This window comes from Bacillus sp. PAMC28748, from assembly GCF_014250415.1.
Taxonomy (GTDB): domain Bacteria; phylum Bacillota; class Bacilli; order Bacillales; family Bacillaceae; genus Bacillus; species Bacillus licheniformis.
The window spans coordinates 3,780,116-3,804,905 of record NZ_CP060192.1; the positions used below are offsets into that span (position 1 = coordinate 3,780,116).

Below are 24,790 nucleotides of genomic sequence, written 5' to 3' on the forward strand. Positions count from 1 at the left end.
AAATGCTTTATAAAACAGGCTGCGCCTGGCTTTTCAGCCATTGGTTTTTTGCGATCCATGCACCGCCGATCACGCCTGCGTCGTTTCCAAGTGAAGCGATTACGATCTCAGCCGCCTCGCCGGCCCGCGGGAATACAAAGCGCTTGAAAGATTGTTCAACTTTGGAGCGCAGGATTTCTCCCGCTTTTGACACGCCTCCGCCGATTACGATCTTTGAAGGATTAAGCGAGCTCGCCAAGTTAGCGAGGACCATTCCTAAATGACCCGCCACATAATCGACGACTTCGCCGGCAACAGGATCGTTTTTTCTGGCGGCTTCAAAGATGTCGCGCGCCGTTATGTCCAGACATTCACGCAAGCTTGTATCTCGATGGTCAGATTCTATTTTTTCTTTGGCAATCCTGACGATGCCGGTAGCCGAAGCGATCGTTTCGATACAGCCGCTTTTTCCGCAGTTGCACGGCGCTCCGCCTTCTGGAACAGAACAGATGTGGCCGATTTCACCGCCTGCTCCGTTTTGCCCGCGGACGATTTCCCCGTTTACAATAATGCCGCCTCCAACGCCCGTTCCCAATGTAACAAGAATCAAATCCTTCGCGCCGTCTCCCGCTCCCTTCCACATTTCGCCGAGAGCTGCGATGTTCGCGTCATTTTCAATGACCGCAGCTATCCCTGTCTCTGCTTCCAGATGGTCTTTCAACGGGTAGTTTTCCCAGCCCATATTCGTCGTTTTATAAACGATGCCGGTCTCCGTATTGACGGGTCCGGGAGCGCCCATGCCGATCCATTTTAAGATGTGCTTCGGTTTGCCGAGCTCGTTCAATTTGCTGTCGATGGCTTTCGCGATGCTTACCGTAACCGTTTTCCCTGATTTATCGGTCGGGATTTCCCACTTGTGCAGGATTTCGCCATAAGCGCTTACAAAAGCGAGTTTTACTGTTGTTCCTCCAAGGTCGACCCCGACCAGCCAGCTGTCATTCATACTGATCCCCCTCTAATCCCTGTTTTATTTTCTCTTTATATTTGTGAGTTCATTCTGCAAAATTGAAACACCTTGAACCCATTGTTCTTTTTCTATCAAATTTGAAAGAAACATTTCCTTCAGTTCGTCCATCATGTATTCAAGTTCAAGCTCGCGATCTCCAAAGTAAACATAACATCCAAACTGCTTCAGCAAAAGCTGTACATCATAGGCTGTTTTCATCTGATTTCACCATTCTTTAAAGGTCTAACATTAGAGTATTCATAAAGCTGTCCGGCGTCAAGCAAAAAAAAAAGCCTGTTTTCCTGCCGGAAAACAGACATTCAGCGGTCGGGATCCTGGGGATCCAAAAATAAGGGTCTTCTGTTTTTCAGCGGCATCGGCGTGCGAATTGCGATATCGCGGAAGGCTCTGTAGTCAAAAGGAATAAACGGCCATAAATACGGCACATGAAACGACTTCATTCTGACGAGATAAATCACCCAGCAGAATATCGCAATGACAAAGCCGATCGGTCCGAATGCACCTGCGGCGATCAGGAGAACGATTCTTGCAAGCCTGTTCGCTATGCTCAGCTCATAGCTCGGCGTAGCAAACGTGCCGATGGCTGCGACAGCGAGATACAAGACGACTTCATGCGAGAAAAGCCCGACCTGCACCGCCACTTCGCCGATCATTAAAGCAGCTACGAGTCCGAGAGCCGTAGCAAGAGACGACGGGGTGTGGATTGCAGCCATCCGCATCATGTCGACGCCGATTTCAATAATGATGAATTGCGCAAGCAGCGGAAGGGCTCCTTTTTTTTCAGGCCCTATATATTCAAGGGCGTCCGGCAAAAGATCGGGATGGACGGAAAGCAGAAACCACAGCGGCAGCAAAAAGATCGATGCCAAGACAGATATAAAACGGACTATTCGCAAATAAGCACCCGCAAGAGGTTTGTTTCTGTACTCTTCGGCATGCTGCAGATGGTGCCAAAAAGTAACAGGGGTAATCAGCGCGCTTGGCGAGCCGTCCACAAAGACGAGAATGTGCCCTTCGTACAAATGAACGGCCGCAGTATCAGGTCTTTCTGTATAGCGGACCGTCGGATAAGGGTTCCAATGACGGCCGCCGATGTATTCTTCCAGCGTCTTTTCCGCCATTGTCAAAGCATCCGTGTCGATCGCTTCAAGCGATTGTTTCAGCTTTTTTACACTTTCCAAGTCGGCGATATCTTCCAAATAACAGATGACGACATCCGTTTTGCTTCTTCTGCCGACCTGCAGGAACTCCATTCTGAGGGAACGGTCGCGGATTCTTCGTCTCGTCAGTGCGGTGTTAAACACGATCGTTTCGACGAAGCCGTCTCTTGAACCCCTGACAACGCGTTCATTGTCGGGTTCCTCCGGATTTCTTGCCGGATACGTCCGCGCATCGATAATAATCGCATGGTCAACTCCGTCAGCAAGGAGGACAGCCGGCCCGGACAGCACCTGGTCGGCTGCTTTGTCGAGGTCATCTTCCGTATCAATTTCGATGTATGGGATATGCGTTTTGATCAGCTTTTCAAGCGGATCGTCTTCCAGATTTTCAGGTGTGAGCCTTGAGAGATTTTTAAGCAAATGATGCATAATATCATCTTTTACAAAGCCGTCGACAAGATAAAGCGACATGTCTCTATCAGCATAAACGACATCAAGCCGGATCATGTCGAAGCTTTTGTCGACACCAAGCTTTTCATTTAAATATTCAACATTTTTCGCTAAATTTTTTTGGACCGCATGCTTTTTTTTCATTGTATATTAAAAGCTCCCGTCAAATGAGTCTGTTCTAAAGACCATTTTTAACATAACGGAAGCTTTTCATACTTGATTACCGGGCGCTTTCTTTCTTTATTTCGTCCCGAAGCTTTTTATACATCTCTTCATCAGGCTTTTCTGCCAACGCTCTTTCAATGGACTGCTCGGCTTTGGCAAGCTCGCCTCTTTGGGTATAAAGCCAGGCAAGACTATAGAGAGAGGCGTGGTCCGATGGATCATTTTCAACGACGGCCTCAAACCTTTTCTCGGCGTTTTCATACTCGCCGAGCCGAATTTCGGAATAAGCGAGCAGCCTTAAAGTGTCGCTGGAAGCGTCCGGTTTTGAGCCCGCTTCCTTCAAAGCATCCTTTACTTTTTCATACTCTCCCTCTTCATACCATTTCGCCGCCTGATGCAGCATGGCATTTTCCTGCACCGGAGCCGAATGTGTCCCAAAGTACAGGGCCCCTCCTCCGATGACAAAGATGAGGACCCAGCCTGCCAGCCGCTGGAGCGGCCTTTTTTTTCCGGGGATTCCGACCGCCAAGGCCGTCAGGAGACCGCCGATCAATCCGCCGATATGGCCAGCATTGTCAACATTTGAAATGGTGAAACCGAGGCCGAGGTTCAGAATGATGATCACAATGATATTTGTTCCGATCGTTTTTAAAAAAGCTTTCCGGTTTGAAAAAGCCAGGTACAAAAGGGCTCCCAAGCAACCGAAGATGGCTCCCGAAGCCCCTGCAGACGGATACGGACTGAACAGAAAGCTGCCGATCGATCCAAAAATCCCGGCTGATATGTATATGACAAGAAAGCGGAATGATCCAAACACCCTTTCTGCTGCGGCTCCAACAGACAATAATGCAAATGTATTAAACATGAGATGGACCAATCCGATATGAAGAACGATCGGCGTGACTAGCCGCCACCATTCCCCGGCTAACAGGAGGCTGTTTTCCTTCGCCCCGAACCGGACGAGCGTTTCGGTATTCTGGCTGCCGCCCGACATTTCCAGAAGCAGAAACATGAAGACTTGAAGCACTGCGAAAATCCAGGTAAACATCGGTTTGCCTTTCTCAAATACAGCCGCTTCCCGCCGCCTTTCTTCTTCTCTTGCTTTAGCCGCTGCCAATACTTCGGCTCTCTTCTCTTCCACATTTTCGTATCCGGCATCCTGCATTTGGCCTGTCAGCTCATCCGGCTCCATGTTTAAAGCCACGGCGAGTTTGCGTAATCCTTCTTCAGCCGAAGCGTGATCAATAAAAACCGGCACGATGCTGATCCGCTTATCTGCGACCGGATGACCGACAACATCTTCCCACTCATCTACAGGCGCTTCCTGCGACAAATAGACATTCAATATCGAGAGCTTTCGCTGACCTGATGCTGCTCTCAGGCGCTCCGCCCTTTCATAAAGAGATTCCAGGTCGCGGACGAGATCCTGTCTGAAGTCGATATCCTTCCGGAAAACGCGAACCAAATCATACGGCGCGCTCCCCCTCGCTTCAAGCCAGGCTTCTCCGAATGAAGCAGGTGCCTGCACAAGCTCAAAATCCCTGTCTAAAAGGTTCCCGATGAAATTCCAATACAAATAATCGATTGAATACATACCGACGCTCCACAATTGTTTTTGTTCATTATAACAGGAAACGCGACACTCTGCGTCTTTTAAGAGCTTTAAAAAATCCCGTTTTCAAACGGGATTCAGAATGCCTGCTGGATAAACTTATTGCGAAAAAACGGAATTCTCATCATCAAATGGATGAAATAGTGGCGGATTTGGTTTTGACCAAGAATGAAATTGATAACACGATAACGGTTTTGAAAAAATACAAGGGCTGCAATGACGCCTACTACAATAAACGTAACTTTTCTCATATGATCCCTCCTATAACCTATAACCGTATCGTGTCTCATTTTTTAATAATTATTCAGCAGTGTCGAGGCAGTTGTAAACGGCGTCTTCGGTCAAAACCTGCTTGACCGGGATGTCGTGCGGCTCATTTGGAACATGACCGATCACTTGGCACTCGAAAGCAAGCGACGCGGTATCTTTTGTAAAGCCGGCCAGGTATCTGTCATAATAGCCGCCTCCATAGCCGATTCTGTATCCTCTCCGGTCATAGCAAATTCCCGGCACAAGGATGAAGTCGATGTCTTCGGGTTCCATCCGCTCGGTTTTGTGTACGACCGGTTCCTGCAGGCCAAAATACACGACTTCAAGATCGCTTTCATCCTGATAGCTGCGAAAGTGCATCTTTTTTGTTTCAGGCATACATTTCGGAATGCACACCGTTTTTCCTTCAAGCCGGGCCTGTTCGATAATCGGTTTTGTCGGTACTTCGCGATTTCTGGATACCGTAAGGGCAATAACAGACGCTTTTTTCCACTGTTTTGATTGGAAAAGCTTCCGGTGAATCGCTTCCGCCTTTAGGTGAAACTCCTGTTCCGGCATGTTAGCCAGCCTCTTTCTGACCTCGCTTCGTAAAGAACGCTTCACATCTCTTTCCCCCTTAAAAACAGAAAAACAGCAGGAAAATCCCTGCTGCTTACTTTGTTTCGCGGTGTAATGTTGATTTTTTGTCACGTGGGCAATACTTTTTGAATTCAACGCGATCTGGATTGTTACGCTTGTTCTTTGTAGAAATATAGTTACGCTCGCCGCATTCAGTGCAAGCTAAAGTAATATTAACGCGCATTTATTTTTCCCTCCAAACTATATATCATTTCTGTTCAGACTTATCTATAATACCACTTATGATGCAGGAATGCCAGGCGTTTTTTTTAGTTTATCACGGTTTGTTAAAAAGACGTATGATATACATGATGCAAAAACATATTTTTTACATATCCAGGATCATGCAAATCAAATATATAAGCCTTTGCCGTTTGTCCGACCTTGAGCAGCTGCTCCTTATTGCCGACAATTTCTGCGAGCGCATTTGCAGCCTTATGCGGATCACTAAAATCAATTCGAAAGCCGGTCACCCGATCGATAACGAAATCGTTCCAGCCCCCGTTGATTCCGGCAGCGACGGCAGCGCCGGCGGCCATGCTTTCTTGAACAGCAATGCCGAACGGCTCATAAGAACTTGGAAAAACAGCCATTTCACAAAATGCCAGCCAGCTCTCTCTTTCCTCTTCACAAAGGAAAGGAAGAATGGTCACACTGTCCTTAATGCCCAATTCTTTTGCTATGGTCTCGATCCCGCTTTGAAGCGGCCCTTCCCCGGCAATGACAAGTTCAAGATCAGGACGCCGGCTGCGTAGCTTCTGAAAGACGTGCAGCAATTCGATAAACCCTTTTTCCGGAACAAATCTTCCGTAGGAAAAAAAGTAGGGCGCGCTTTTCATTCGTTTTTTCACCGTGCGGCTTTTTATGCACGGATGTGGAATGACCCGGATTTGCTCAAAAGAAAGCGAAAACGCCTTTTGCATGTCTGACTTCATCATGCTGCTCAGCACGAGGATTTGATCGCTTTTTTCAGCCAGAAGCCGTTCGAGGATTGCCCTGTATGGGTGGACATATCCGTCTGCTGCCTTTTTTCGGCCGCTTTCAAGGCCGTGCACCGTGGAAATCAGCGGCACCGCCAGCACCTCGCTGAGATAAACGGCGGCAGGCGCGGTGACACCATCGTTTGCATGGACGAAATCAAATTGTCCTCTATGCTCCAGCACGATTTTGATCATCTGAAAATTCATGGCGGCTACCGCCTCTTCAAAAGAAGCGAACGCTTTTAAATCAAGCGGAATCTCCAGCGTTTCCCATCCATTGCTGTTTTGCCCGGCAGCCGTCGTGCAGACGGTAAAGCTGACTTCGTTCCGCAATAGTTCAAGGTGGCTTTTCACATAGCGCCCCGCTCCGCTCTTCGATGAAAGGGGATTTTCCAGCGACAGCAGCAATACGTTGATCAACGGGGCCGCTCCTTTCCTTCTATTAAAGAATATCTCGTATATGCGGAAAATTGAGTCGTCCAATCCTGCTGATTGTCTTGATGCTGAAAACAGCTGCTGTTTGAATGGATTCCGTTTTCCCCAAGGTAGAAGCAGTCGGATGAGAGAACGGCCAGTGACATGTTGAGCGAATTGTATATCCGGTATTCCGCTTTGTAGAAAGCGTTTCCTGCAGCGGGGAAAACCGAGGCCTCCCCTTTAAATGCACCGGTATGGATCGTCCGTGCGCTGCGCTCTCCGTTTTTTACGCAAAAGAGAAGGATTTGCTTTTCGACGTCTCTAATATTTTCAAACAGCACCGCTTCAGCCGCTGAAAGCGCAGCCTCTGAGATTTCCCAGCTCAGCCGAACGGTTTCATGATCCGGCGAAGTTATTTTTAAAATATCGTTACAAAACGAAGAATCGCCTCGAATACTATGTTGAAAAGGTTTTTTCCCGATGATTGTCCTTTTCACCGCGCGCCCTCCCGTTAAGCCTTGTTATGTATCTATCCTATTGGAAATGGCCCCGCAGGCGCAACGAAAATAAAATTCTTCGACAAAATTTTTATTTTTTGCATTAACTCCTTTTGAAGCAAGCGTTTTTATGGTATAAAAAAGAAGGAGAAAATTAGAATTGAAGGTGATGAACGTGGAAATTGCTATCATTGCGCTGCTCGTTGTCAGTATTGCGCTGATTGCATTCTCATATTTTCAAAGAGAACCGATCAAGGAAGTTGAACAGGAGTTGGAAACCCTTCAGCTGTCCGCCATGCAGGAAATCTATAAACTGAAAAAGAAGATGACCGTGCTTGAGGAAGAGCTCCTCGATTCAAATGTGGTCGTCCGCAGACCGAATGCCGGAATCAGCCAGCATATTGCGAAGCAGATTCTTTCAAAATATCAAAACGGCATGTCTGTAGACGCCATCGCAAAAGCTGAGCACGTATCTGTCGAAGATGTCAAAGCGATCATTAAAGACAATGAGAGGGTGCTTGTATGACCAGACAAAGTGTACAAGCATTTGCCGGAGGAATGATTTTGGCTACCGCCGTTCTTGCAGGCGCATTTTATTTGACGGATAACGGAAAAGCTGAAGCTTCCAAGGAGGCTCAAAACATCAGCGAAGCCGATGTCAAAACCTATTTAAAGGACAATCAGCAGGTTTCGCTGAAACGCGAGGAATACCAACAGCTGCTCCACTATAAAGAGACCGCGCTGAAGCAGGATGCTGCGTCTCAAAACAAAAAAGAGCAGGATGATGCGAAAAAAGGTTCCAAGTACAAGCTTGAAATCAAAAGCGGCATGAGCACGGCTGAGATAGCAGACCTCCTTGCAAAAGGAAAAGTAATTTCTTCCGCCGATGACTTCAAAGATTATGTGAAAAAGACCGGAAACGAATCTAAAATCCGCGCAGGTAAATACGAACTGAAGCGCGGTGACAGCTTGAAAAACATCGTCAAAACGCTGTCCAAATAAAAAAGCAGGCTGGAACGAATCAGCCTGCTTTTTTTATTGTCTCGCCGCCGGTGAAAAAAGAGGCTGCCGCTTTAAAACGGCAGCCTCTTTCTCATCCGAACCGGCCTGTTATATAATCTTTCGTCCGATGATCGTCAGGACTTGAAAACATTTTGACCGTATCATTGCACTCAATCAGCTCGCCCATCAGGAAAAACGCCGTTTGATCGGAAATTCTCGAGGCCTGCTGCATGTTGTGCGTGACGATGGCAATTGTATATTTCTCTTTCAGCTTGAGCATCAGCTCTTCGATTTTCAAAGTTGAAACGGGATCAAGGGCGGATGTCGGTTCATCCATCAAGAGAACGTCAGGATTGGTGGCCAGCGCCCTTGCGATGCAGAGGCGCTGCTGCTGCCCCCCGGAAAGTCCGAGCGCCTGGGAATGAAGACGGTCTTTCACTTCATCCCACAGCGCTACATCCACAAGCGCCTTTTCCACTCTCTCATTCAGTTCTTTTTTGTTTTTCAATCCATGGATTCTTGGTCCGTATGCGACATTATCAAAGATCGACTGGGGAAACGGGTTTCCTTTTTGAAACACCATGCCGACTTTTTTCCGTAACTCGACAAGGTCGACTTTGCTGTTGAGTACGTTCGTTCCGTTGTAGCTGATCTCTCCGGTCATTTTGACATTCGGAACCATATTGATCATGAGATTCAGCGTTTTAATGAATGTCGACTTTCCGCACCCTGACGGTCCAATGATGGCGGTAATTTCGTACTCGGGTATTGTCAAGTTAATGTTCTTTAATGCGTGATGTTCGCCGTACCATAAATTCAAGTCGTTGATCTGGTATACATCTTCTGGCTTTACAGCTGTTACAGCGCTCATACCGGCCCCTCCTTATCCAAATCTGCCGTTGATGTAATCCTCTGTCTTTTTTTCTGAAGGATTCATAAAAATCTTTTCCGTACGATCGTATTCGATTAAATCTCCGTTAAGGAAAAACGCCGTTTGATCGGAAATTCTTGAAGCTTGCTGCATGTTATGCGTGACAATGATGATCGAGTATTCCTCTTTTAAACCGACGATTAATTCCTCTATTTTCGCGTTTGAAATCGGGTCGAGCGCTGAAGCAGGCTCATCCAAGAGCAGGACTTCGGGCTTCATCGCGAGCGTCCGGGCGATGCAGAGACGCTGCTGCTGCCCGCCTGACAGCGAAAGAGCCGACTCATGCAGCCTGTCTTTCACTTCATCCCACAGCGCGGCTTTCGTCAAGCTTTCTTCCACGATCTCATCAAGCACGGATTTCCGCCGTTCGCCCGCATATTTTAATGCGTGGGTAATGTTGCTGTAAATCGATTTTGGAAAGGGGTTCGGCTTCTGAAATACCATGCCGATCTCCCTTCTCAGATTGACGACATTGATATTGGAATCAAGGATGTTAAGCCCTTCATACCGTATTTCTCCGGATGTTCTGGCTGATGGAATCAGATCGTTCATCCGGTTGATGCTTCTTAAAAAAGTCGATTTTCCGCAGCCTGACGGACCGATCAAAGCCGTGACCGCATGTTTGTCAATACGCATGGAAATGTCGTTGACGGCCCGCTTTTCTCCATAGTAAATATTTAAATTTTTCACTTCTAAAATATGCTCTTTCGCTTCAGGGAACGGAGCGATTCCGATATTGTCGCGCACGGTTTCCAAAACCGGCATCTGAACCTGAGCCATATGATTTCATCCTTCCTTCTTATTTGTTTGCCGTTAACTTTTTATGAATAAAAGAGCCGAGCCATCGGGCTGCCAGGTTAAAGATCAAGACGGACAGAACGAGAACGGCGGATGCGCCGTTTGCGATCGCTTCAGCATCGGGGATGATCCCCTGTGTGTTTACATTCCAAATATGAACGGCCAGCGTTTCAGCCGGTCTGAAAATATTGAGCGGCGATGTCTCAGAAAACGGATTCCAATCGGCAAAATTCAGTCTCGGCGTGGTTAGTCCGGCTGTAAACAGCAAAGCGGCAGCTTCGCCAAATACACGGCCCGACGCAAGAATCGCGCCTGTGATGATGGACGGCACCGCGCCAGGAATCAATACCGTTTTAATCGTGTGCCATTTGGACACGCCTAAAGCAAGGGAAGCCTCTTTTTGCTCCTTAGGTACGGAGCGGATCGCATCTTCTGTCACCCTGACCATGACAGGCAGGTTGAAAATCGTCAAAGCAAGCGCTCCTCCGATAATGCTGTACCCCCATCCGGTCAGATTTACAAACATCAGCATGCCGAACATCCCCATAACGATCGAAGGAAGGGATGACAAAACTTCAATACAGACACGGATAAAATCGGTCAATTTGTTTGCGGGCGCATATTCCGCCATATAAATTCCCCCGCCGACTCCCAGGGGAACCGTGATCAGCATCGTCAGCACGAGAATATAAAACGAGTTGAACAGCTGATCTCGAATTCCTCCGCCGCTTGACAGCGCACTTGAACGCGAAGTTAAAAAGCTGAGGCTGATATGCGAAACACCATTGATGATGATATAAGCGAACAAACCGACAAGAATAGCGGCGATTACCGCAGCAATCAATCCAAAAACACCGGTTGCTAAACGATCTGTTACTTTGCTGTTCATTACAGTTTCCTCCTGGATGACAGATAGCGGATGAGCAGGATGAACAAGAACGACATGATCAGAAGGACAAGCCCCATTGACCAGAGCGTATTGTTTTCCACGCTCCCGTATGTTGTATGGCCCATGTTCAACGTAATGATCGTTGTCAATGTCCCCGCAGGGTCTAAAAGGCTCTCAAACAGATTTCGGGAATTTCCGATGACCATCTGCACGGCCAGCGCTTCGCCGAACGCCCTCGCCATTCCCAAGACGACGGCTGTCAGAAGCGAAGGCAGCGCTGCCGGTATCAGCACTTTGCGGATCGTCTGCCAGCGGGTTGCGCCTAATGCGTATGATCCTTCGCGGAGATTTTTCGGCAGCGACATGAGCGCATCCGTTGAAATCGAAGTGACCGTCGGCAAAATCATGACAGCCAGGACGATCGTTCCCGCCAGAAGGCTGTGGCCCGATCCGCTTGACTTAAACTGTGAAATGAACGGCACTAACACTGTAAGGCCTATGAATCCATAAACGACGGAAGGAATGCCAACAAGCAATTCGACAACCGGCTGCAGCACTTTTCTGCCCCATGATGGCGCGATTTCCGTCATGAAAATCGCACCTCCTATTCCTAGCGGTGCAGCAATCAAAGATGCAAGAAGGGTCACTGCAAAAGATCCGAGTATAAACGGAAGTGCTCCGTATTCAGGGTTTTCGTTCGTTGGATTCCAATCTAGACTGGTTAAGAACTCAATTGGACTTACACCATTGGCCAGAAAAGATTGCAACCCCTTATTTCCGAGAAAAATTGTGATCGAAATCGCCGCCGCCATCATGATAAAGGCGCACGACGCAACCAAAATCCTCCCGCGGATTTCATCCATTTTGCGATTATGCTTGGAGCTGATCAGCCGCTCTTTCGCGGACAGTTTCTCTATTTTTTGAACCATTTTTTACACTCCTATAAGAACAAGTCATAAGAGGGAAAGTGTCAGGAGCACACTTTCCCGCCTTCTATTGTCATTATTTATCAGTTTGCTTTCCATCCGCGTCGCGTTTTACTTCCATGTCTGTTACTGGAATGTAGCCCTGCTCCGTCACGATGGATTTTTGAATGTCATCGCTCATCAAATAGTCGAGGAATTCTTTCGCCAAGCCTTCAGGTTCGCCTTTCGTATAAGAATGCTGGTAAGCCCAGATCGGGAATTTGCCTTTTTGTACATTTTCGGCTGTCGGCTTAACGCCGTCGATTGAAAGCGGAGTGACAGTATCATCCTTGATATACGAGAACGCAAGATATCCGATTGCACCAGGCGTTTCAGCGATTAACTTTTTCACTGTGTTTGAAGAATCTTCCGTGATTCCTTCAGCTGGAGTCTCTCCATCAAGTGCATATTTGACAAAAGTCGCGCGGGTTCCTGAAGAATCAGGACGGTTGACAAGGGTGATCTTTTGATCTTTCCCGCCTAGTTCTTTCCAGTTTTTGATTTTACCTGTGAATACCTTTTTGAGATCTTCTAACGAAATGTCATCGATGCCTACTTCAGGGTTAACGGCAGCTGCCATTCCGACAACCGCAACTTGATGATCGGTAAGTTCTTTGGCAGGAATGCCTTCTTTTTCTTCGGCAAAGACATCGGAGTTTCCGATTTGGACTGTGCCTTCAGCCACTTGGGAAAGGCCTGTACCAGAACCTCCAGCCTGAACTTGAATATCGGCATCAGGATTTTCATCCATGAATTTTTCAGCCGCTGCTAAGACAAGAGGCTGCATCGCCGAAGAACCCGAAATCGTCAAAGAACCTGAAGCCTTATTCTCTGTTTTATCGCTTTGTTTGCCTTCGTCTGCATTGTTGTTTGTACTGCTGCTTCCACAAGCTGCTGCGAAGACAACTAAAACGGACATGATGAACATCAGTGTGATTTTTTTAAATGGTTTCACTTCTTAATCCTCCCGCGTAAATGTGTAATTTGTCCTACGGGTATAGCGTAACTTTTCAGTATTAATCTTGTTTAAATGAATTATTAAGGTTTTGTAAATTAAGCTTGAACTTTGTATAGAATGCGCACGAAAAGAACGGGCGCACAAAAAAAACACCTGCATGGTTCAATGCAGGTGTTTTAATGAAAAAGTCCTATTCTGTAGCTTCTTTTTCGATTTTGTCTTTATTTTTTTCGACAGTATTTTCTTTTGATTGTTTTGATTTCAGTTCAAAATACTTATCAAGCACTTTTCGGCCGATTTCGTTTGTGATCGAATATCTCTGGCCATAGTCATTATAAACCCAAGGAACGACGACGGAAATAGCGACTTCCGGATTATCGTAAGGTGCGTAGGCAACAAGCGTTGTATTGTATGTCGATGTTCCCGTTTTCGATTTGTCCGGTCCGTCATAGAAAGACTGGGCCGTTCCTGTTTTTCCAGCTGGTTTATATGAAGCAGAGGCAAACTGTCCCGCTGCCGTACCTTTTGTCATTACGCGCCTGAATCCTTTCTGGACTTCTTTTATATATTCATCGCTCATGTCCACTTTGTTCAATACTTCAGGCTGCACAGACTGTGTAACGGCTCCGATTCCTTTTTTCGAATCGGGCTCTCTGATCTCTTTCACAAGCTGCGGCTTCATGCGGTATCCCCCATTGGCAATCGTTGATACGTACTGAGCCAGCTGCAGCGGTGTGTATGTGTCATACTGTCCGATGGAAAAGTCAAGCAGGAAACCGGGCAGTCTTTGAGATCCTTTGTAGCCTGAAGCTTCATTTGGCAGATCGATTCCGGTTTTGACGCCGAGGCCGAACTGGCTGAAATAATACCTGAATGTATCAAATGCTTTTGTTTGAAGGTCGAGCGGCTGATGCGCCTTATATTGGCCTTTACCAAGGGCGATCGCCGTTTTAAACATGAACACGTTTGAAGACTTTTCAAGAGCTCCCTGGATACCCAGTGTTCCCAAGTTGCTCGCCCAAGATTTTTTCGGTTTTCCTTTTCCGATATAGAGCGGTTCATCAAGAAAAGTCGTATTTAAATTAATGGCTCCCGTCTGCAGACCTGTTAAAACAGTGGCCCCTTTGACAGCCGAGCCCATCGCATAAGAAGACGTCATCGCGCCGAGCGCATAGTCGTCAACCTTTAATTTGCCGCTTTCGTTTTTAAGCTGTTTGCCGGCAATCGATAACACTTCCCCGTTTCGCGGATCCATCATAACGACGAATGCGCGGTCGAGAAGCGGAGCGCTATGCTTGGCTTTGGCAGACTTCAGTTCATCCTCGACAATTTTTTCAATCGCTTTTTGCATATCAACATCAATCGTCAAGACTAAATCCTTTCCGCTTTTCCCCTCGGAAATGACTTCCGTATCGACGATATCCCCTGATTTATTGGTAATATTTTTCACTTTCTCTTTCTGTCCCTGAAGCACATTTTCATATTCGGCTTCGAGGTAGCTTTTTCCGACGCGGTCATTCCGGTTGTAGCCGAGCGACAAATAATGATCAAGCAGGCTTTTCGGAAGCCCTTCATTTGAATCGGATATGCTGCCGATCATCGTTCTGAGCAGACCGTTATAAGGATAATCCCGCTTCCAATCAGACGTCACATCGACTCCCGGGAGCTCGTCCAGGTGTTCGCTGACAACCGCCATTTCTTTTGCAGTTACACCTTTGTTTTTAATATACTGCGGAGTCAGCGCGTATCCAGAATCCATCTGACGCTTGATTGCCAAGACTTTCAAATCTTGATCTGTCAATTCATTCAGTTTATCTTCCGTGATCCTGTCAAGCTGCAGCTGGTATAAATCGTCTTCCTTCAGCTTGCCGTCCTTGACTTTTTTCCGGTCCTCATCGGTGATGAGCTTCTCGGCTTCTTTCGGGCGCGTTAAAATCCAGTAGTCCTTTTTATCGCGCTCCGTTATTTTATCTGTATCGATTTTGATCATTTCTGCAAGTTTTTTTGCTATTTTGAGCCTGTCCTCCTGAGAGGTCGAAGATGTCCTTGTGTATGTAATGGCATTCATCGGTTTATTTTTCACGATCGTATTCAAGTTCCGGTCATATATTTTCCCCCGCGGAACGCTTGTCGAGACATCGACTTCTTCCTGCTTCTGCACTTCGTTCGTATAGTCTTCGCCAAAGACGATCTGCACCATGCCGAGGCGCACGACGACGATGGTGAAAATAATAAAAGCGAGAAGGAACAATATGTTCAATCTGATGGGGAGCGATTTGCGTTTTTCATTTTTCATTTTTTTGTTCATCATTAGCATCACCTTTTTGAAATAAAGAAAAGACACCTTATGAAAAGGTGCCAAATATATTGTAAAGTTTTTTTCGGCATTTTTCTACTATTTTCCCTTGGGGCTTACCTTTTTCCTTCTAAATAATTCGGTTCAGCTGTTTGTTTATGCGCATCTTTTCCGACCGTTTCGCGGGCGGGCTCTGTCAGACGGATATCTTTGACGAAATAGTAGATCAGCGTGTGGCCTGCCCCCAGCAAAACGAGAGAAACCGGAATGCCCAAGTCCTCCTTCAGAAGCGACACGAGCAGCAAAAAAACCAAAATCGAGACAATCCGTCCGATGTTTAAAAAAACTTCTCTGACGACAATGTATTCGATCCGCGCTTTCCGGGCATACCTCGCTTTACCGATCACATCATATGTGAGCGATGAATACGGTACGAGCAAAATCGGATAGCCGATCGCAATCGCAACAGCATACAGCAAAAGCGTCACATACGTCATATGAAACAAAATCAGAAAGAGAGCGCCGAACAGGACGAGACCGCCCATTAAAATCGCCTTTTTGCGCGCTCCCTTTTTAATAAGCCGCGTTGCGAAATAGTATGCAAAAAAAGAAACAGCTGAATTAATCAAGCCGAACTTCCCCAATGCCAACTCGCTCTTTGTCGTGATAAAGACAAAGACATTGATTAAAAAAACGAAAATCCCTTCTCTCAGCCCCTGAAAAAAATGAGCATTTGTAATGCTGCGCCAATTCGGGTCTGAATTTCGTTCCGTCCAGATTTTTTTCAAAATGTAGCGGCCGCGCGATTCACGCCTTTTTAAAAAAAAGCTCGTAATGACGGCCACTGAAAATAAAGCCAAGGACAGGCTGAAAATCACCGTGTATCCCGTGTTGTCGGCAAGCCTCGAAATGACATAGCCGGCAACAATCGGACCGATCATTCCCGCGCCGGAATTTAAAATGCCGAGGAACCCGTTAAAAAAATCTCTCGTGTCCGGCTCAGTGATTTCAAATGTCAGGACATTAAACGCAAGCCAATAAAATCCGTAGCCAATTCCGAGCACACTTCCGAGCAGCACCAGCCGTGATCCCGCATTTTCCCCCGCCAACAGCACAGTTAAATAAAATACAGCTAAAAACGAAACGCCAAACCTGAGTATAAAAACCCTGTCGATTTTTTTGGCAAGGCGGCCGGCGAACATAAAGATAATCGGCTGCATCACGACGATCGACAAATTATAAATGGCCAAATCGACAAACTGTCCGGACTGCTTCCACAGATATACATTCACAAACGTATTGGAAAGGGCAATGCTAAGAGAATAAAGGCCGCCGACTGCAAGCAGCAGCAGGAGGTCCCTGTTTAATTCCACATCGCCTATTATGTTTTTGATTCTGCTCATAACTGACTCCCCTTTACTGATCACCATTAGTCTGTCTCATCAAAAGTCAGTTATGTACTTCAGAGCAAAAGAAACGAAAAACAAACAGACCGGCTTTTCGCCGGTCTTTCAGCAGACGCTCCGCTTCGCGGACAACATAAAAAGGCCCGCTTCTCGCGGGCCTCTTTTCTCAAGCTGGATTATTTTGCTTCGCTGTAAAGGCGTGCAACTTCATCCCAGTTAACGACGTTCCAGAATGCTTTAATGTAATCTGGACGGCGGTTTTGATAATTCAGGTAGTATGCGTGCTCCCATACATCAAGACCTAAGATAGGAGTCTTGCCTTCTGAAAGAGGAGAATCTTGGTTTGGCGTGCTTGTGATTTCAAGCTCTCCGTTATTGACAACAAGCCATGCCCAGCCGGAGCCGAAACGGCCTGCTGCTGCAGCCGCAAAGTCTTCTTTGAATTGATCGAAGCTGCCGAATTTGCTGTTGATGGCTTCTGCCAATTCACCAGTTGGAGCGCCTCCTCCGTTTGGAGAAAGAAGTTTCCAGAACAATGAGTGGTTGGCATGCCCTCCGCCATTGTTGCGGACAGCTGTACGGATGTTTTCCGGTACTGCATTAAGGTTTGCAACAAGCTCTTCAACAGATTTGCTTTCAAGATCCTGTTTGCCTGCCACCGCTTCGTTCAATTTTGTAACATATGTGTTATGGTGCTTCGTATGGTGAATATTCATCGTCTCTTTGTCGATGTGAGGTTCTAACGCATCGTAAGCATAAGGTAATTCTGGAAGTTTGTAAGCCATTATCAATTCCTCCTTAATATTGTATGTATTGAAATGCCGCCTTTAGCAAGCCTTTCCTCTTTCAATTTATCAAAAGAAAAGGCTTGTTTCAATGGAAATGCTCACAAAATGATCACAAATGCATTTCAAGCGCTCACTAAACTTTATCCTTTTCCCCTTCTTTTTAAACATGCAGGGGAAAATTTTAGAGCACGGTATATAAAAAGTAGCCGATCATTATCAGCTGAATCACGCTTTTCGCAAAAACGCCTGAAATAAACCCGATCAATGAACCGATTCCGATTCTGGCCGCCGTTTTTAAATCCTTCTGATGGACAATCACCTCACCCGCCAAGGCCCCGATAAACGGACCCAAAATAATGCCCGCCACCGGTATCACAAACGGTCCGGCCAGAAGGCCGATCGTGCTGCCCCATATCGCTGCCCTGCTGCCGCCAAAGCGCTTAATGCCGAGGAGATTTGTAATATAGTCGGCGGCAAACAATACGGCTGTAAAAATGCCTTCAATGATCCAAAATAGGTAGGAGTAATGCCCGAATGTAAATAAAAATCCGTATAGAACAAAGCCGGCTACGATGAAAACGACGCTCGGAATAATGGGATAGACAAGGCCGATGAAAGCAATGACGAACATTGCCGCAATGATGATCCAATACAAAACATCCATCCGAATCCCTCCAATCGATTGTGATGCTTCATATTATACCCATTTTTCTGAAAGGAAACTTCCAGAGCGCCTGTTGATCGATAAGTTTTCTTGTATTCGTCCTTTTGTGACGATACAATAATGCAGATACATTATAGAAATAGGAAGTGAAAACCGAATGAATTTATTTCAGCGATTTTTTAAAAGTACATATTCCCCTCAAGCTATTGGGAAAATGCGTTTCCAAGGCATAGGAAAAACGATTTTATACGTATTTTTGCTCAGCGTGATCGCCGCTCTCCCGAACCTTTACCATATCAGCAGCGGAGTGGTGAATACGATGAACAGCTTTCAGTCAGCTGTGAAAGAATTCCCCGCTTTCTCCATAAAAGACGGCACACTGCAAACAGATGCAAAGAAAGCGATTGAATCACAGTCATTCGGATTTGTCATCGTTTTTGATCCGAGCGGCTCTTATGAAACAAAACAGATCGAAGACAAACGCAATTCCGTCGGCATCCTGAAAGATAAATTCGTCATCGCCATTGACGGCCAAGTCCAGGAAATGCCGTACACAATGCTTCCCGAGGACATGTCTAAGGATGATATTCTTTCTTTAGTTGATCAAAATAAAGCGGTGATTGTTCCCGTCTTGTGCGTTCTGCTGTTCCTGGCGACGGCAGCCGGAAAATTCATTGATGTCTCGGTTCTCGCCGTCATCGGGCTGATCATTCGCAACGGGCAGAAGAAAATGCTCTCCTATAAGCAGCTTTGGGTAATGTCTGCTTATTCCATCACCCTCGCAACCGTGTTTTTTGCAATTATGGACGCGCTGGAGGCGGTGGTTCCAAGTCAGTTCCTCCTGAACTGGTTTGTGAACTTTATCATGCTGTTTCTCGCCATTAAAGAAACGCCGGCTTCTAAAGCAGCGAGGTAAAGCGGGCAGGAGCAAATTTGTTGTCATGTTGGAAGAGGGACAAGCGTAACATAATAAAAAATGCACGAAATGGGGACAAATCAGATGAAACGTGTCATTGTGCTGTTTTCGATTTTGCTCGCCCTGTTCATTGTTTATTATGACTTGAAATCAGGCACCATCCCTCAAAACGCCTTACCGGCTTCAACCATGGCAGCGGAAGCTCCGGCTACAAGCCTGCAATATAAGTCCGTTACGGTAAAGCCCGGACAAACGGTATTTTCAATCATCGGGAACAGCGCCGTTCCGGCTGACAAAATAGCCGAAGATTTTGAAGAGCTGAATCCGAATGTTGAGGCGGGCCGCATTCAAGCAGGTGTCACCTACAAGTTTCCCGTTTATCCTGATTAAGTGTTAATTTCTTGTCAGTTTCATGAACGGGCTGTTACAATAAGACTTGTAAACGATTTGGTATAAGAAAAGGAGCAACCGCCTCCGAATTATACTTAAGGAGCGAATTTAAGTGAGTGAAATCACACATCGTACAAAAACGCGTCCCGTTAAAGTGGGACCTTTAACAATAGGCGGCAATAACGAAGTCGTCATTCAAAGCATGACAACAACGAAAACACATGACGTTGAAGCAACCGTCGCCGAAATCAACAGACTCGCGGAAGCAGGATGTCAAATCGTCCGCGTCGCCTGTCCTGATGAACGGGCTGCCGACGCCATTCCAGAGATCAAAAAGCGGATATCCATCCCTCTTGTCGTGGATATTCATTTCAACTATAAATTGGCATTAAAAGCGATCGAAGGCGGAGCCGATAAAATCCGCATCAATCCGGGTAACATCGGCCGCCGCGAAAAGGTTGAAGCGGTCGTCAACGCAGCGAAGGAAAAGGGCATTCCGATCCGGATCGGCGTCAATGCAGGCTCTCTGGAAAAACGAATCCTTGAGAAGTACGGCTATCCGACAGCAGACGGCATGGTCGAAAGCGCCCTGCACCACATTAAAATTCTTGAGGATCTCGATTTCCACGATATCATCGTCAGCATGAAGGCGTCTGATGTAAACCTGGCAATTGAGGCATATGAAAAAGCGGCTAAAGCTTTCGATTATCCGCTTCATTTAGGCATCACCGAATCGGGAACGCTGTTTGCCGGTACAGTGAAAAGCGCCGCGGGTCTCGGCGCGATCCTTTCAAAAGGAATCGGCAATACATTGCGGATTTCTTTAAGCGCGGACCCGGTCGAAGAAGTAAAAGTCGCCAGGGAGCTCCTGAAATCTTTCGGGCTCGCTTCCAATGCGGCAACATTGATTTCCTGCCCGACTTGCGGCCGGATCGAAATCGATTTGATCAGCATTGCCAATGAAGTCGAAGATTACATCGCGAAAATCAAGGCGCCGATCAAAGTTGCCGTTCTCGGCTGTGCCGTCAACGGTCCCGGAGAAGCGCGCGAAGCCGATATCGGGATCGCCGGCGCACGCGGCGAAGGACTTCTGTTCCGCAAAGGCGAAATCGTCCGGAAAGTGCCTGAAGAAACGATGGTCGAGGAATTGAAAAAGGAAATCGACAAGCTCGCCGAAGAGCATTATGCCAAACAAGCGGCAGAAAAAGAAAAATTAAACACATAATAAAAAAAAGCTTGACGGATATCCGTCAAGCTTTTTCCGTTAGAAAAACGGGGTGATGAATATGCCAAGCACCAAGGAAACTGCACCGATACCCATTGCCCATGCTCCTAAGCCAGCTGCTCCTTGTCTTCTGGCTATATAACCGACAATGATCCCTGCAATTCCTAACAGCACTGGAAGCATAAACAAGGAAATAATCGAAAGCGCAAGCGCAATATATCCGGTTACACGTCCGCCGGCAGCATCGGCATCGTTACGCGCTTCGCCGTTGTCCCCGTTATCCGTACGATAGGTCGGGGCAACTTCTGCTGCTGTTTCTTCTAAAAATTCATCATTATCTAAAGTCGCATCGACTAAGTCAGCATCATAACCTGCTCGGTTACGATCGCGAACATTTTGATCTCTTTCCATTCGATATCCCCCCTCTTTAATCCAGGAGCATTTATAGTTTAAGCATTTTAGCCCGATTCATGTTTGCTAAACTTTACTGTAAATGTTAAAAGATTATGATACACTGGAGGAATGGATGATAAGGAGTGTGGACATGTTACATTTAGGAATCGATATTGATGGAACGATCACTGCCCAGGATACTTTTGTTCCCTATTTGAACGAGTCGTTCAGCCTCTCCATTACATTGGAAGATATTAAGGAATATGACCTGACAAAGCTGCTGAATATATCTCAAGAAGATTTTTGGAAATGGATGAACGAAAACGAGCCCCGCATCTATCAGGAAGCATTGCTGGCTCAATATGCCAAACAGACGCTGGATGAGCTGAAAAAGCAGCATAAGCTGATATATATTACAGCAAGAAGACATCACCTGGAGGATATCACCTATGACTGGTTCGAGAAACGCGACATTCATTATGACCATATAGAACTTGTCGGCGGTCACGATAAATTGGAAGCCGTCTTCAGACATGAGATCGATGTTTTCTTTGAAGACCACCACGGGAATGCAACCATGATCGCAAAAGAAGCAGGCATTCCTGTTCTGTTGTTTAATACGCCGTACAATCAGCTTCCGACCGATTCAAACATCGTCAGAGTCGACAGCTGGCCTGAAGCCGCCGAATGGCTGAAAAAGAACGAGAAAACGCTTAAAGCCGCAAAAAGCATGTAAGAGGTTTTATCTTACATGCTTTTTGCGTTAAAAAAAGGCATATGGCTTTAACCGCCATATGCCGCTCCCTTTACTGCGCTTCCGTGCTTTCTTCTTCACAGCGCGGGCAGGTTCCGTAAATTTCAAACTTATGGCCGCTGATCTGATAGCCGTCAAGATCGTCTGTCAGCTTTTCCATCGGACATAGCTCAATTTCTTTCGTTTTGCCGCACACCATGCAAATAAAATGGTGGTGGTGGTGAGCAGAAGAACATTTAAAACGGAACAGCTTTTCACCGGAAAGCTCAGTCGTTTCCAAAATGCCGAGTTCTTCAAACAGCGACAAATTCCTGTAGATTGTATCAAAGCTTAGCCCCGGATAATCATCATTTAAAGCGGAAAGGACATTTTTCGCCGTTAAATATTTATCTGAATCACTAAACAGCTGAAGCATATCCTCCCGTTTGCTTGTATATTTATATCCTTTTTCCTTCAGTAAATCAAGCGCTTCCTGTACGTTCACGGCGAATCCTCCTTTTGACTTTATTATAACTGATGCACAGTATCAGGATAAAGATCGACAGCATCACGATCGTTCCCCCCGGTGCAAGATCGAGATGATAGGCAAGCACAAGGCCGACGATGACGGAAAGTTCACCGAACAGGATCGATAAGAAAATCGCCTGCTTAAATCCTTTGGCAATGCGCATGCTCGCAGCGACAGGGAGCGTCATCAGCGCTGAAACGAGAAGCGTACCGACGATTCTCATTGAGGCGGCGATAACAAGCGCAACGATCAAAATAAAAATAAAATGAATCCACTTTGCGGAAATCCCTGAAGCTTTTGCATGCTCTTCATCAAACGACAGAAGAAACAGCTCTTTAAAAAGGGAAAACACCACGATCAAAACGGCTGCGGAAATGCCGACGATCACCAGCATGTCTTCCCGTGAAACAGCGCTGACGCTGCCGAATAAATAGCTGAACAGATCCGTATTGAATCCGTCCGCAAGCGAAATAAAAATAACGGAAATGCCGATTCCCCCCGACATGATAATCGGGATCGCCAGCTCCTGGTAATGTTTATAAACCGTTCTCAGCCTCTCGATGATTAAAGAGCCGGCAACGGAAAACGCCATTCCGAAATAGATCGGGCTGACTCCTGCGAACACTGCAAACTGTTTGCCTGCATACAGGCTCGCTGCTATGCCGGCTAAAGAGACGTGGCTGAGCGCATCTGCGATCAGCGACAGCCGCCTGACAACGATGAATACGCCGAGCAAGGGCGCGATGAGGCCGATTAATATTCCTGAAATAAAAGCGTTTTGCAAAAACTCATAATGAAAAAAAGGTGTCAGCATTATTCGTGTCCTCCATGATGATGGTGATTGTGGCTGATGGCTTGAACATCATGCCCGTAAAATTGAGACAAGTCTTGATCTGTCATGGACTCAAACTCTTCTGTATTGCCGTGAAAATGAAGATGCTTATTCATGCAGGCAACGTGTGTGACTTTATCGGAAACCGTGCCGACATCATGGGTGACAAGAATGAGCGTAATGCCTTTTTCATGATTCAGTTTCTCCAGCAGCTTGTAAAACCCTTCAACTGTTTTTTGATCGACTCCAACCGTCGGCTCGTCAAGAATGAGCAGCTTCGGTTCGCTCACCAGCGCTCTCGCGATGAAAGTTCTCTGCTGCTGTCCTCCCGAAAGCTCGCCGATGTTTCTGTCTTTCAGGGACGTGATGCCGACAGCTTCGATCGCTTCATCCACCTTCTGCTTATCGGCTTTGGACATGCGTCTGAATAAGCCGAGCTTTGCGGTTAAACCGCTTGCCACCACTTCATAAACGGAAGCGGGAAAACCGGTGTTAAAGCTGTTTGCTTTTTGGGATACGAAGCCGATTTTGCTCCAGTCCTTAAATTTTCTGAGAGGAACGCCAAACAGTTTAAGTTCGCCTGTCTGCGGCTTAATCAGCCCCAAAATGCATTTCAGCAATGTCGTCTTTCCCGATCCGTTTGGACCAACCAGGCCGAGAAAAGTCCCTTCTTCAATTTGCAAATTTATATCTTCTATCACATTGCGATGATCATAGGAATATGATACATGCTTCATTTCAATAATAGGTTGTTTCAATTCGTTCACCTTCAAATTCTCCAGAATCATTACGATTTATCGCACAAAAAGAAAATGGCAGCCGAAAAGCAGCAAGCCATTTTCACGATTGACCAGTTCATCTTTAAATTATACATATAAACTTTAAAAAAGTAAATGAAAGCCTAATGGATGGCGTTTTTAAACTTTCCTCCGCGCGTTTCGTGCGTGTCCATAATCGTTATAAAAGCATTGTGATCAATATCGAAGACAATCGATTTCAGCTTCGTCACTTCAAGCCTGGTCACAACGGCATAAATCACTTCTGTGTCCTCGTCGGAATAGCCGCCTTTCCCTTTGAGCTTGGTCGTTCCCCGGCCGAGGCGATGCAGCAGCGAATCGGAAATCTCCTCGTATTGATCTGAAACGATGATGACCGCTTTCGTCTCTTCAAGCCCTTGAATGACGGCATCAATCGTCTTCATCGCAATATAATATGTCATAACCGAAAACATAGCCTGCTCAAGGCCAAACACAAAGCTCGCCCATGCAAAAATAAAGACATTGACGAACATGACAAATTCGCCGACAGAAAACGGCAGCTTTTTCGTAAGCAAAATGCCGAGTATCTCAGTTCCATCCATAGAACCGCCGTTACGAATAACAAGCCCTACGCCGAATCCGAGCAGAAGACCGCCGAATACGGCTGCCAGGACGGGCTGAGTCGTAACCCCTTCTACATGATGCAACAGTGTTTCAATAATTGACAAGCTGACGATTCCGATTAGTGTTGAAATTAAGAACGTTTTTCCGATGTGTTTGTAGCCTGAAAACATAAACGGGATGTTGAGAACGACGACGAGCAGAGCGAAGTTGATATACGGGTTATCTTTAAAGAGGTAGTCCAATATTAATGAAATGCCGATAATGCCCCCGTCGATGATGTTATTCGGCACTAGAAATAATTCGATGCTGGCGGCAGCACAGGCAGCCCCGATAAGAATCATGACGATCCTAAACGCTTTTTTGACCGCTGATTCTTTTTTATGCTGTTTTTGAGTCTTTGCCATTCTGTCTCTCCTTTTCACAAACTGGCCAAACCGTTCCTTATCACTATCATATCATTTAACAGACTGAAATAAAAAAATGACACATTTTTAATTTTACGCCATACATTAGTTCAG

The 24,790-nt window shown here is 46.3% G+C and carries 29 protein-coding genes; 6 read left to right on the forward strand and 23 right to left on the reverse strand.

What is annotated here, in order from left to right:
- Positions 1–7 precede the first annotated feature (7 nt).
- The 9 genes from H7F26_RS19535 to H7F26_RS19575 form a co-directional block, all read right to left on the reverse strand.
- Positions 8–982: an ROK family glucokinase gene (locus H7F26_RS19535; RefSeq protein ID WP_003183494.1), complete on the reverse strand. Its 975-nt coding sequence runs from the start codon at positions 980–982 to the stop codon at positions 8–10.
- Positions 983–1,006: 24 nt separating this feature from the next.
- Complete coding sequence (locus H7F26_RS19540; protein WP_003183495.1) at positions 1,007–1,204, reverse strand: YqgQ family protein; 198 nt, start codon at positions 1,202–1,204, stop codon at positions 1,007–1,009.
- 101 nt (positions 1,205–1,305) lie between these two features.
- Complete coding sequence (locus H7F26_RS19545) at positions 1,306–2,760, reverse strand: spore germination protein (RefSeq protein ID WP_003183496.1); 1,455 nt, start codon at positions 2,758–2,760, stop codon at positions 1,306–1,308.
- A gap of 76 nt (positions 2,761–2,836) precedes the next feature.
- Positions 2,837–4,375, reverse strand: a complete 1,539-nt coding sequence (locus H7F26_RS19550; protein WP_107661554.1) for a rhomboid family intramembrane serine protease — start codon at positions 4,373–4,375, stop codon at positions 2,837–2,839.
- A 95-nt stretch (positions 4,376–4,470) separates the two neighbouring features.
- Positions 4,471–4,644 (reverse strand): hypothetical protein, encoded by a 174-nt coding sequence (locus H7F26_RS19555; protein WP_003183498.1) that lies wholly within the window; start codon positions 4,642–4,644, stop codon positions 4,471–4,473.
- Positions 4,645–4,693: 49 nt separating this feature from the next.
- Entirely contained in the window at positions 4,694–5,266 is a 573-nt protein-coding gene (locus tag H7F26_RS19560) for a 5-formyltetrahydrofolate cyclo-ligase (RefSeq protein ID WP_003183499.1), read from the reverse strand.
- A gap of 49 nt (positions 5,267–5,315) precedes the next feature.
- A complete protein-coding gene (gene rpmG, locus H7F26_RS19565; RefSeq protein ID WP_003183500.1) occupies positions 5,316–5,465 on the reverse strand; it encodes a 50S ribosomal protein L33 in 150 nt (49 codons plus the stop codon).
- 103 nt (positions 5,466–5,568) lie between these two features.
- On the reverse strand, positions 5,569–6,681 hold the full coding sequence (locus H7F26_RS19570) for a glycosyltransferase family 4 protein (protein WP_003183501.1): 1,113 nt from the start codon (positions 6,679–6,681) through the stop codon (positions 5,569–5,571).
- Positions 6,678–7,175: a hypothetical protein gene (locus H7F26_RS19575; RefSeq protein WP_003183503.1), complete on the reverse strand. Its 498-nt coding sequence runs from the start codon at positions 7,173–7,175 to the stop codon at positions 6,678–6,680. Before H7F26_RS19575 ends, H7F26_RS19570 begins: the two co-directional genes overlap by 4 nt.
- A gap of 175 nt (positions 7,176–7,350) precedes the next feature.
- Here H7F26_RS19575 and H7F26_RS19580 point away from each other — a divergent pair, with 175 nt between their 5' ends.
- Both H7F26_RS19580 and H7F26_RS19585 read left to right on the forward strand, forming a co-directional pair.
- Positions 7,351–7,701 (forward strand): hypothetical protein, encoded by a 351-nt coding sequence (locus H7F26_RS19580; RefSeq protein WP_011198121.1) that lies wholly within the window; start codon positions 7,351–7,353, stop codon positions 7,699–7,701.
- Positions 7,698–8,177 carry an endolytic transglycosylase MltG gene (locus H7F26_RS19585; protein WP_003183520.1) on the forward strand — a complete coding sequence of 160 codons (480 nt, stop codon included), beginning with the start codon at positions 7,698–7,700 and terminating at the stop codon, positions 8,175–8,177. The genes H7F26_RS19580 and H7F26_RS19585 overlap by 4 nt, the downstream gene beginning before the upstream one ends.
- Positions 8,178–8,268: 91 nt before the next feature.
- On the opposite strand, the gene pstB (H7F26_RS19590) is transcribed toward H7F26_RS19585, so the two are convergent.
- From pstB (H7F26_RS19590) to H7F26_RS19630, 9 genes are all read right to left on the reverse strand, one after another.
- Positions 8,269–9,048 carry a phosphate ABC transporter ATP-binding protein PstB gene (gene pstB, locus H7F26_RS19590; RefSeq protein WP_003183523.1) on the reverse strand — a complete coding sequence of 260 codons (780 nt, stop codon included), beginning with the start codon at positions 9,046–9,048 and terminating at the stop codon, positions 8,269–8,271.
- Between the two features lie 12 nt (positions 9,049–9,060).
- Positions 9,061–9,873 (reverse strand): phosphate ABC transporter ATP-binding protein PstB, encoded by an 813-nt coding sequence (gene pstB, locus H7F26_RS19595; RefSeq protein ID WP_043928725.1) that lies wholly within the window; start codon positions 9,871–9,873, stop codon positions 9,061–9,063.
- A 34-nt stretch (positions 9,874–9,907) separates the two neighbouring features.
- Entirely contained in the window at positions 9,908–10,795 is an 888-nt protein-coding gene (pstA, locus tag H7F26_RS19600) for a phosphate ABC transporter permease PstA (RefSeq protein WP_003183530.1), read from the reverse strand.
- Positions 10,795–11,724: a phosphate ABC transporter permease subunit PstC gene (gene pstC, locus H7F26_RS19605; protein ID WP_003183532.1), complete on the reverse strand. Its 930-nt coding sequence runs from the start codon at positions 11,722–11,724 to the stop codon at positions 10,795–10,797. Before pstC ends, pstA begins: the two co-directional genes overlap by 1 nt.
- A 73-nt stretch (positions 11,725–11,797) precedes the next feature.
- Positions 11,798–12,688: a phosphate ABC transporter substrate-binding protein gene (locus H7F26_RS19610; RefSeq protein WP_031314660.1), complete on the reverse strand. Its 891-nt coding sequence runs from the start codon at positions 12,686–12,688 to the stop codon at positions 11,798–11,800.
- 220 nt (positions 12,689–12,908) lie between these two features.
- Positions 12,909–15,029, reverse strand: coding sequence for a peptidoglycan D,D-transpeptidase FtsI family protein (locus tag H7F26_RS19615; RefSeq protein ID WP_003183537.1), 2,121 nt, complete (start codon positions 15,027–15,029; stop codon positions 12,909–12,911).
- A 101-nt stretch (positions 15,030–15,130) separates the two neighbouring features.
- Entirely contained in the window at positions 15,131–16,417 is a 1,287-nt protein-coding gene (locus H7F26_RS19620) for an MFS transporter (protein WP_003183539.1), read from the reverse strand.
- Between the two features lie 179 nt (positions 16,418–16,596).
- Positions 16,597–17,205 (reverse strand): superoxide dismutase SodA, encoded by a 609-nt coding sequence (gene sodA / locus H7F26_RS19625; RefSeq protein ID WP_016886720.1) that lies wholly within the window; start codon positions 17,203–17,205, stop codon positions 16,597–16,599.
- A gap of 184 nt (positions 17,206–17,389) precedes the next feature.
- Positions 17,390–17,872, reverse strand: a complete 483-nt coding sequence (locus H7F26_RS19630) for a DUF456 domain-containing protein (RefSeq protein ID WP_009327884.1) — start codon at positions 17,870–17,872, stop codon at positions 17,390–17,392.
- 157 nt (positions 17,873–18,029) lie between these two features.
- Here H7F26_RS19630 and H7F26_RS19635 point away from each other — a divergent pair, with 157 nt between their 5' ends.
- The 3 genes from H7F26_RS19635 to ispG all read left to right on the forward strand — a co-directional run bounded on the left by H7F26_RS19635 (position 18,030) and on the right by ispG (position 20,403).
- Positions 18,030–18,788, forward strand: coding sequence for a DUF1189 domain-containing protein (locus H7F26_RS19635; RefSeq protein ID WP_003183545.1), 759 nt, complete (start codon positions 18,030–18,032; stop codon positions 18,786–18,788).
- An 84-nt stretch (positions 18,789–18,872) separates the two neighbouring features.
- Positions 18,873–19,178, forward strand: coding sequence for a LysM peptidoglycan-binding domain-containing protein (locus tag H7F26_RS19640; RefSeq protein ID WP_026080805.1), 306 nt, complete (start codon positions 18,873–18,875; stop codon positions 19,176–19,178).
- 112 nt (positions 19,179–19,290) lie between these two features.
- Entirely contained in the window at positions 19,291–20,403 is a 1,113-nt protein-coding gene (gene ispG, locus H7F26_RS19645; RefSeq protein WP_003183549.1) for a flavodoxin-dependent (E)-4-hydroxy-3-methylbut-2-enyl-diphosphate synthase, read from the forward strand.
- Between the two features lie 39 nt (positions 20,404–20,442).
- Here the strand turns inward: ispG and H7F26_RS19650 are convergent, their stop codons facing one another.
- The gene (locus tag H7F26_RS19650; RefSeq protein ID WP_003183551.1) at positions 20,443–20,814 is read right to left on the reverse strand and encodes a hypothetical protein; all 372 of its coding nucleotides are present in this window, start codon (positions 20,812–20,814) and stop codon (positions 20,443–20,445) included.
- A 133-nt stretch (positions 20,815–20,947) separates the two neighbouring features.
- Between H7F26_RS19650 and H7F26_RS19655 the strand changes: the two genes are divergently transcribed.
- Positions 20,948–21,532 (forward strand): 5' nucleotidase, NT5C type, encoded by a 585-nt coding sequence (locus H7F26_RS19655; RefSeq protein WP_017474315.1) that lies wholly within the window; start codon positions 20,948–20,950, stop codon positions 21,530–21,532.
- A gap of 70 nt (positions 21,533–21,602) precedes the next feature.
- Here the strand turns inward: H7F26_RS19655 and H7F26_RS19660 are convergent, their stop codons facing one another.
- From H7F26_RS19660 to H7F26_RS19675, 4 genes are all read right to left on the reverse strand, one after another.
- Positions 21,603–22,034: a zinc uptake transcriptional repressor Zur gene (locus H7F26_RS19660; RefSeq protein ID WP_003183555.1), complete on the reverse strand. Its 432-nt coding sequence runs from the start codon at positions 22,032–22,034 to the stop codon at positions 21,603–21,605.
- Positions 22,012–22,872 (reverse strand): metal ABC transporter permease, encoded by an 861-nt coding sequence (locus H7F26_RS19665; protein WP_003183557.1) that lies wholly within the window; start codon positions 22,870–22,872, stop codon positions 22,012–22,014. Before H7F26_RS19665 ends, H7F26_RS19660 begins: the two co-directional genes overlap by 23 nt.
- Complete coding sequence (locus H7F26_RS19670; RefSeq protein WP_371268609.1) at positions 22,872–23,627, reverse strand: metal ABC transporter ATP-binding protein; 756 nt, start codon at positions 23,625–23,627, stop codon at positions 22,872–22,874. Before H7F26_RS19670 ends, H7F26_RS19665 begins: the two co-directional genes overlap by 1 nt.
- A gap of 164 nt (positions 23,628–23,791) precedes the next feature.
- The gene (locus H7F26_RS19675) at positions 23,792–24,676 is read right to left on the reverse strand and encodes a YitT family protein (protein ID WP_003183563.1); all 885 of its coding nucleotides are present in this window, start codon (positions 24,674–24,676) and stop codon (positions 23,792–23,794) included.
- Positions 24,677–24,790: the final 114 nt, after the last annotated feature.

Bases quoted from the DNA above. Each gene is read 5' to 3' on its own strand.
- H7F26_RS19545 (WP_003183496.1), bottom strand. From the start codon at position 2,760: ATGAAAAAAAAGCATGCGGTCCAAAAAAATTTAGCGAAAAATGTTGAA.
- H7F26_RS19610 (WP_031314660.1), bottom strand. From the start codon at position 12,688: ATGTTCATCATGTCCGTTTTAGTTGTCTTCGCAGCAGCTTGTGGAAGC.
- pstB (WP_003183523.1), bottom strand. From the start codon at position 9,048: ATGAGCGCTGTAACAGCTGTAAAGCCAGAAGATGTATACCAGATCAAC.
- H7F26_RS19665 (WP_003183557.1), bottom strand. From the start codon at position 22,872: ATGCTGACACCTTTTTTTCATTATGAGTTTTTGCAAAACGCTTTTATT.
- H7F26_RS19650 (WP_003183551.1), bottom strand. From the start codon at position 20,814: ATGGAAAGAGATCAAAATGTTCGCGATCGTAACCGAGCAGGTTATGAT.
- H7F26_RS19550 (WP_107661554.1), bottom strand. From the start codon at position 4,375: ATGTATTCAATCGATTATTTGTATTGGAATTTCATCGGGAACCTTTTA.
- H7F26_RS19640 (WP_026080805.1), top strand. From the start codon at position 18,873: ATGAAACGTGTCATTGTGCTGTTTTCGATTTTGCTCGCCCTGTTCATT.
- pstA (WP_003183530.1), bottom strand. From the start codon at position 10,795: ATGAACAGCAAAGTAACAGATCGTTTAGCAACCGGTGTTTTTGGATTG.
- pstC (WP_003183532.1), bottom strand. From the start codon at position 11,724: ATGGTTCAAAAAATAGAGAAACTGTCCGCGAAAGAGCGGCTGATCAGC.
- H7F26_RS19620 (WP_003183539.1), bottom strand. From the start codon at position 16,417: ATGAGCAGAATCAAAAACATAATAGGCGATGTGGAATTAAACAGGGAC.
- H7F26_RS19630 (WP_009327884.1), bottom strand. From the start codon at position 17,872: ATGGATGTTTTGTATTGGATCATCATTGCGGCAATGTTCGTCATTGCT.
- pstB (WP_043928725.1), bottom strand. From the start codon at position 9,873: ATGCCGGTTTTGGAAACCGTGCGCGACAATATCGGAATCGCTCCGTTC.
- H7F26_RS19655 (WP_017474315.1), top strand. From the start codon at position 20,948: ATGTTACATTTAGGAATCGATATTGATGGAACGATCACTGCCCAGGAT.
- sodA (WP_016886720.1), bottom strand. From the start codon at position 17,205: ATGGCTTACAAACTTCCAGAATTACCTTATGCTTACGATGCGTTAGAA.
- H7F26_RS19555 (WP_003183498.1), bottom strand. From the start codon at position 4,644: ATGAGAAAAGTTACGTTTATTGTAGTAGGCGTCATTGCAGCCCTTGTA.
- H7F26_RS19615 (WP_003183537.1), bottom strand. From the start codon at position 15,029: ATGATGAACAAAAAAATGAAAAATGAAAAACGCAAATCGCTCCCCATC.
- H7F26_RS19535 (WP_003183494.1), bottom strand. From the start codon at position 982: ATGAATGACAGCTGGCTGGTCGGGGTCGACCTTGGAGGAACAACAGTA.
- H7F26_RS19635 (WP_003183545.1), top strand. From the start codon at position 18,030: ATGAATTTATTTCAGCGATTTTTTAAAAGTACATATTCCCCTCAAGCT.
- H7F26_RS19585 (WP_003183520.1), top strand. From the start codon at position 7,698: ATGACCAGACAAAGTGTACAAGCATTTGCCGGAGGAATGATTTTGGCT.
- H7F26_RS19670 (WP_371268609.1), bottom strand. From the start codon at position 23,627: ATGAAGCATGTATCATATTCCTATGATCATCGCAATGTGATAGAAGAT.
- H7F26_RS19540 (WP_003183495.1), bottom strand. From the start codon at position 1,204: ATGAAAACAGCCTATGATGTACAGCTTTTGCTGAAGCAGTTTGGATGT.
- rpmG (WP_003183500.1), bottom strand. From the start codon at position 5,465: ATGCGCGTTAATATTACTTTAGCTTGCACTGAATGCGGCGAGCGTAAC.
- H7F26_RS19675 (WP_003183563.1), bottom strand. From the start codon at position 24,676: ATGGCAAAGACTCAAAAACAGCATAAAAAAGAATCAGCGGTCAAAAAA.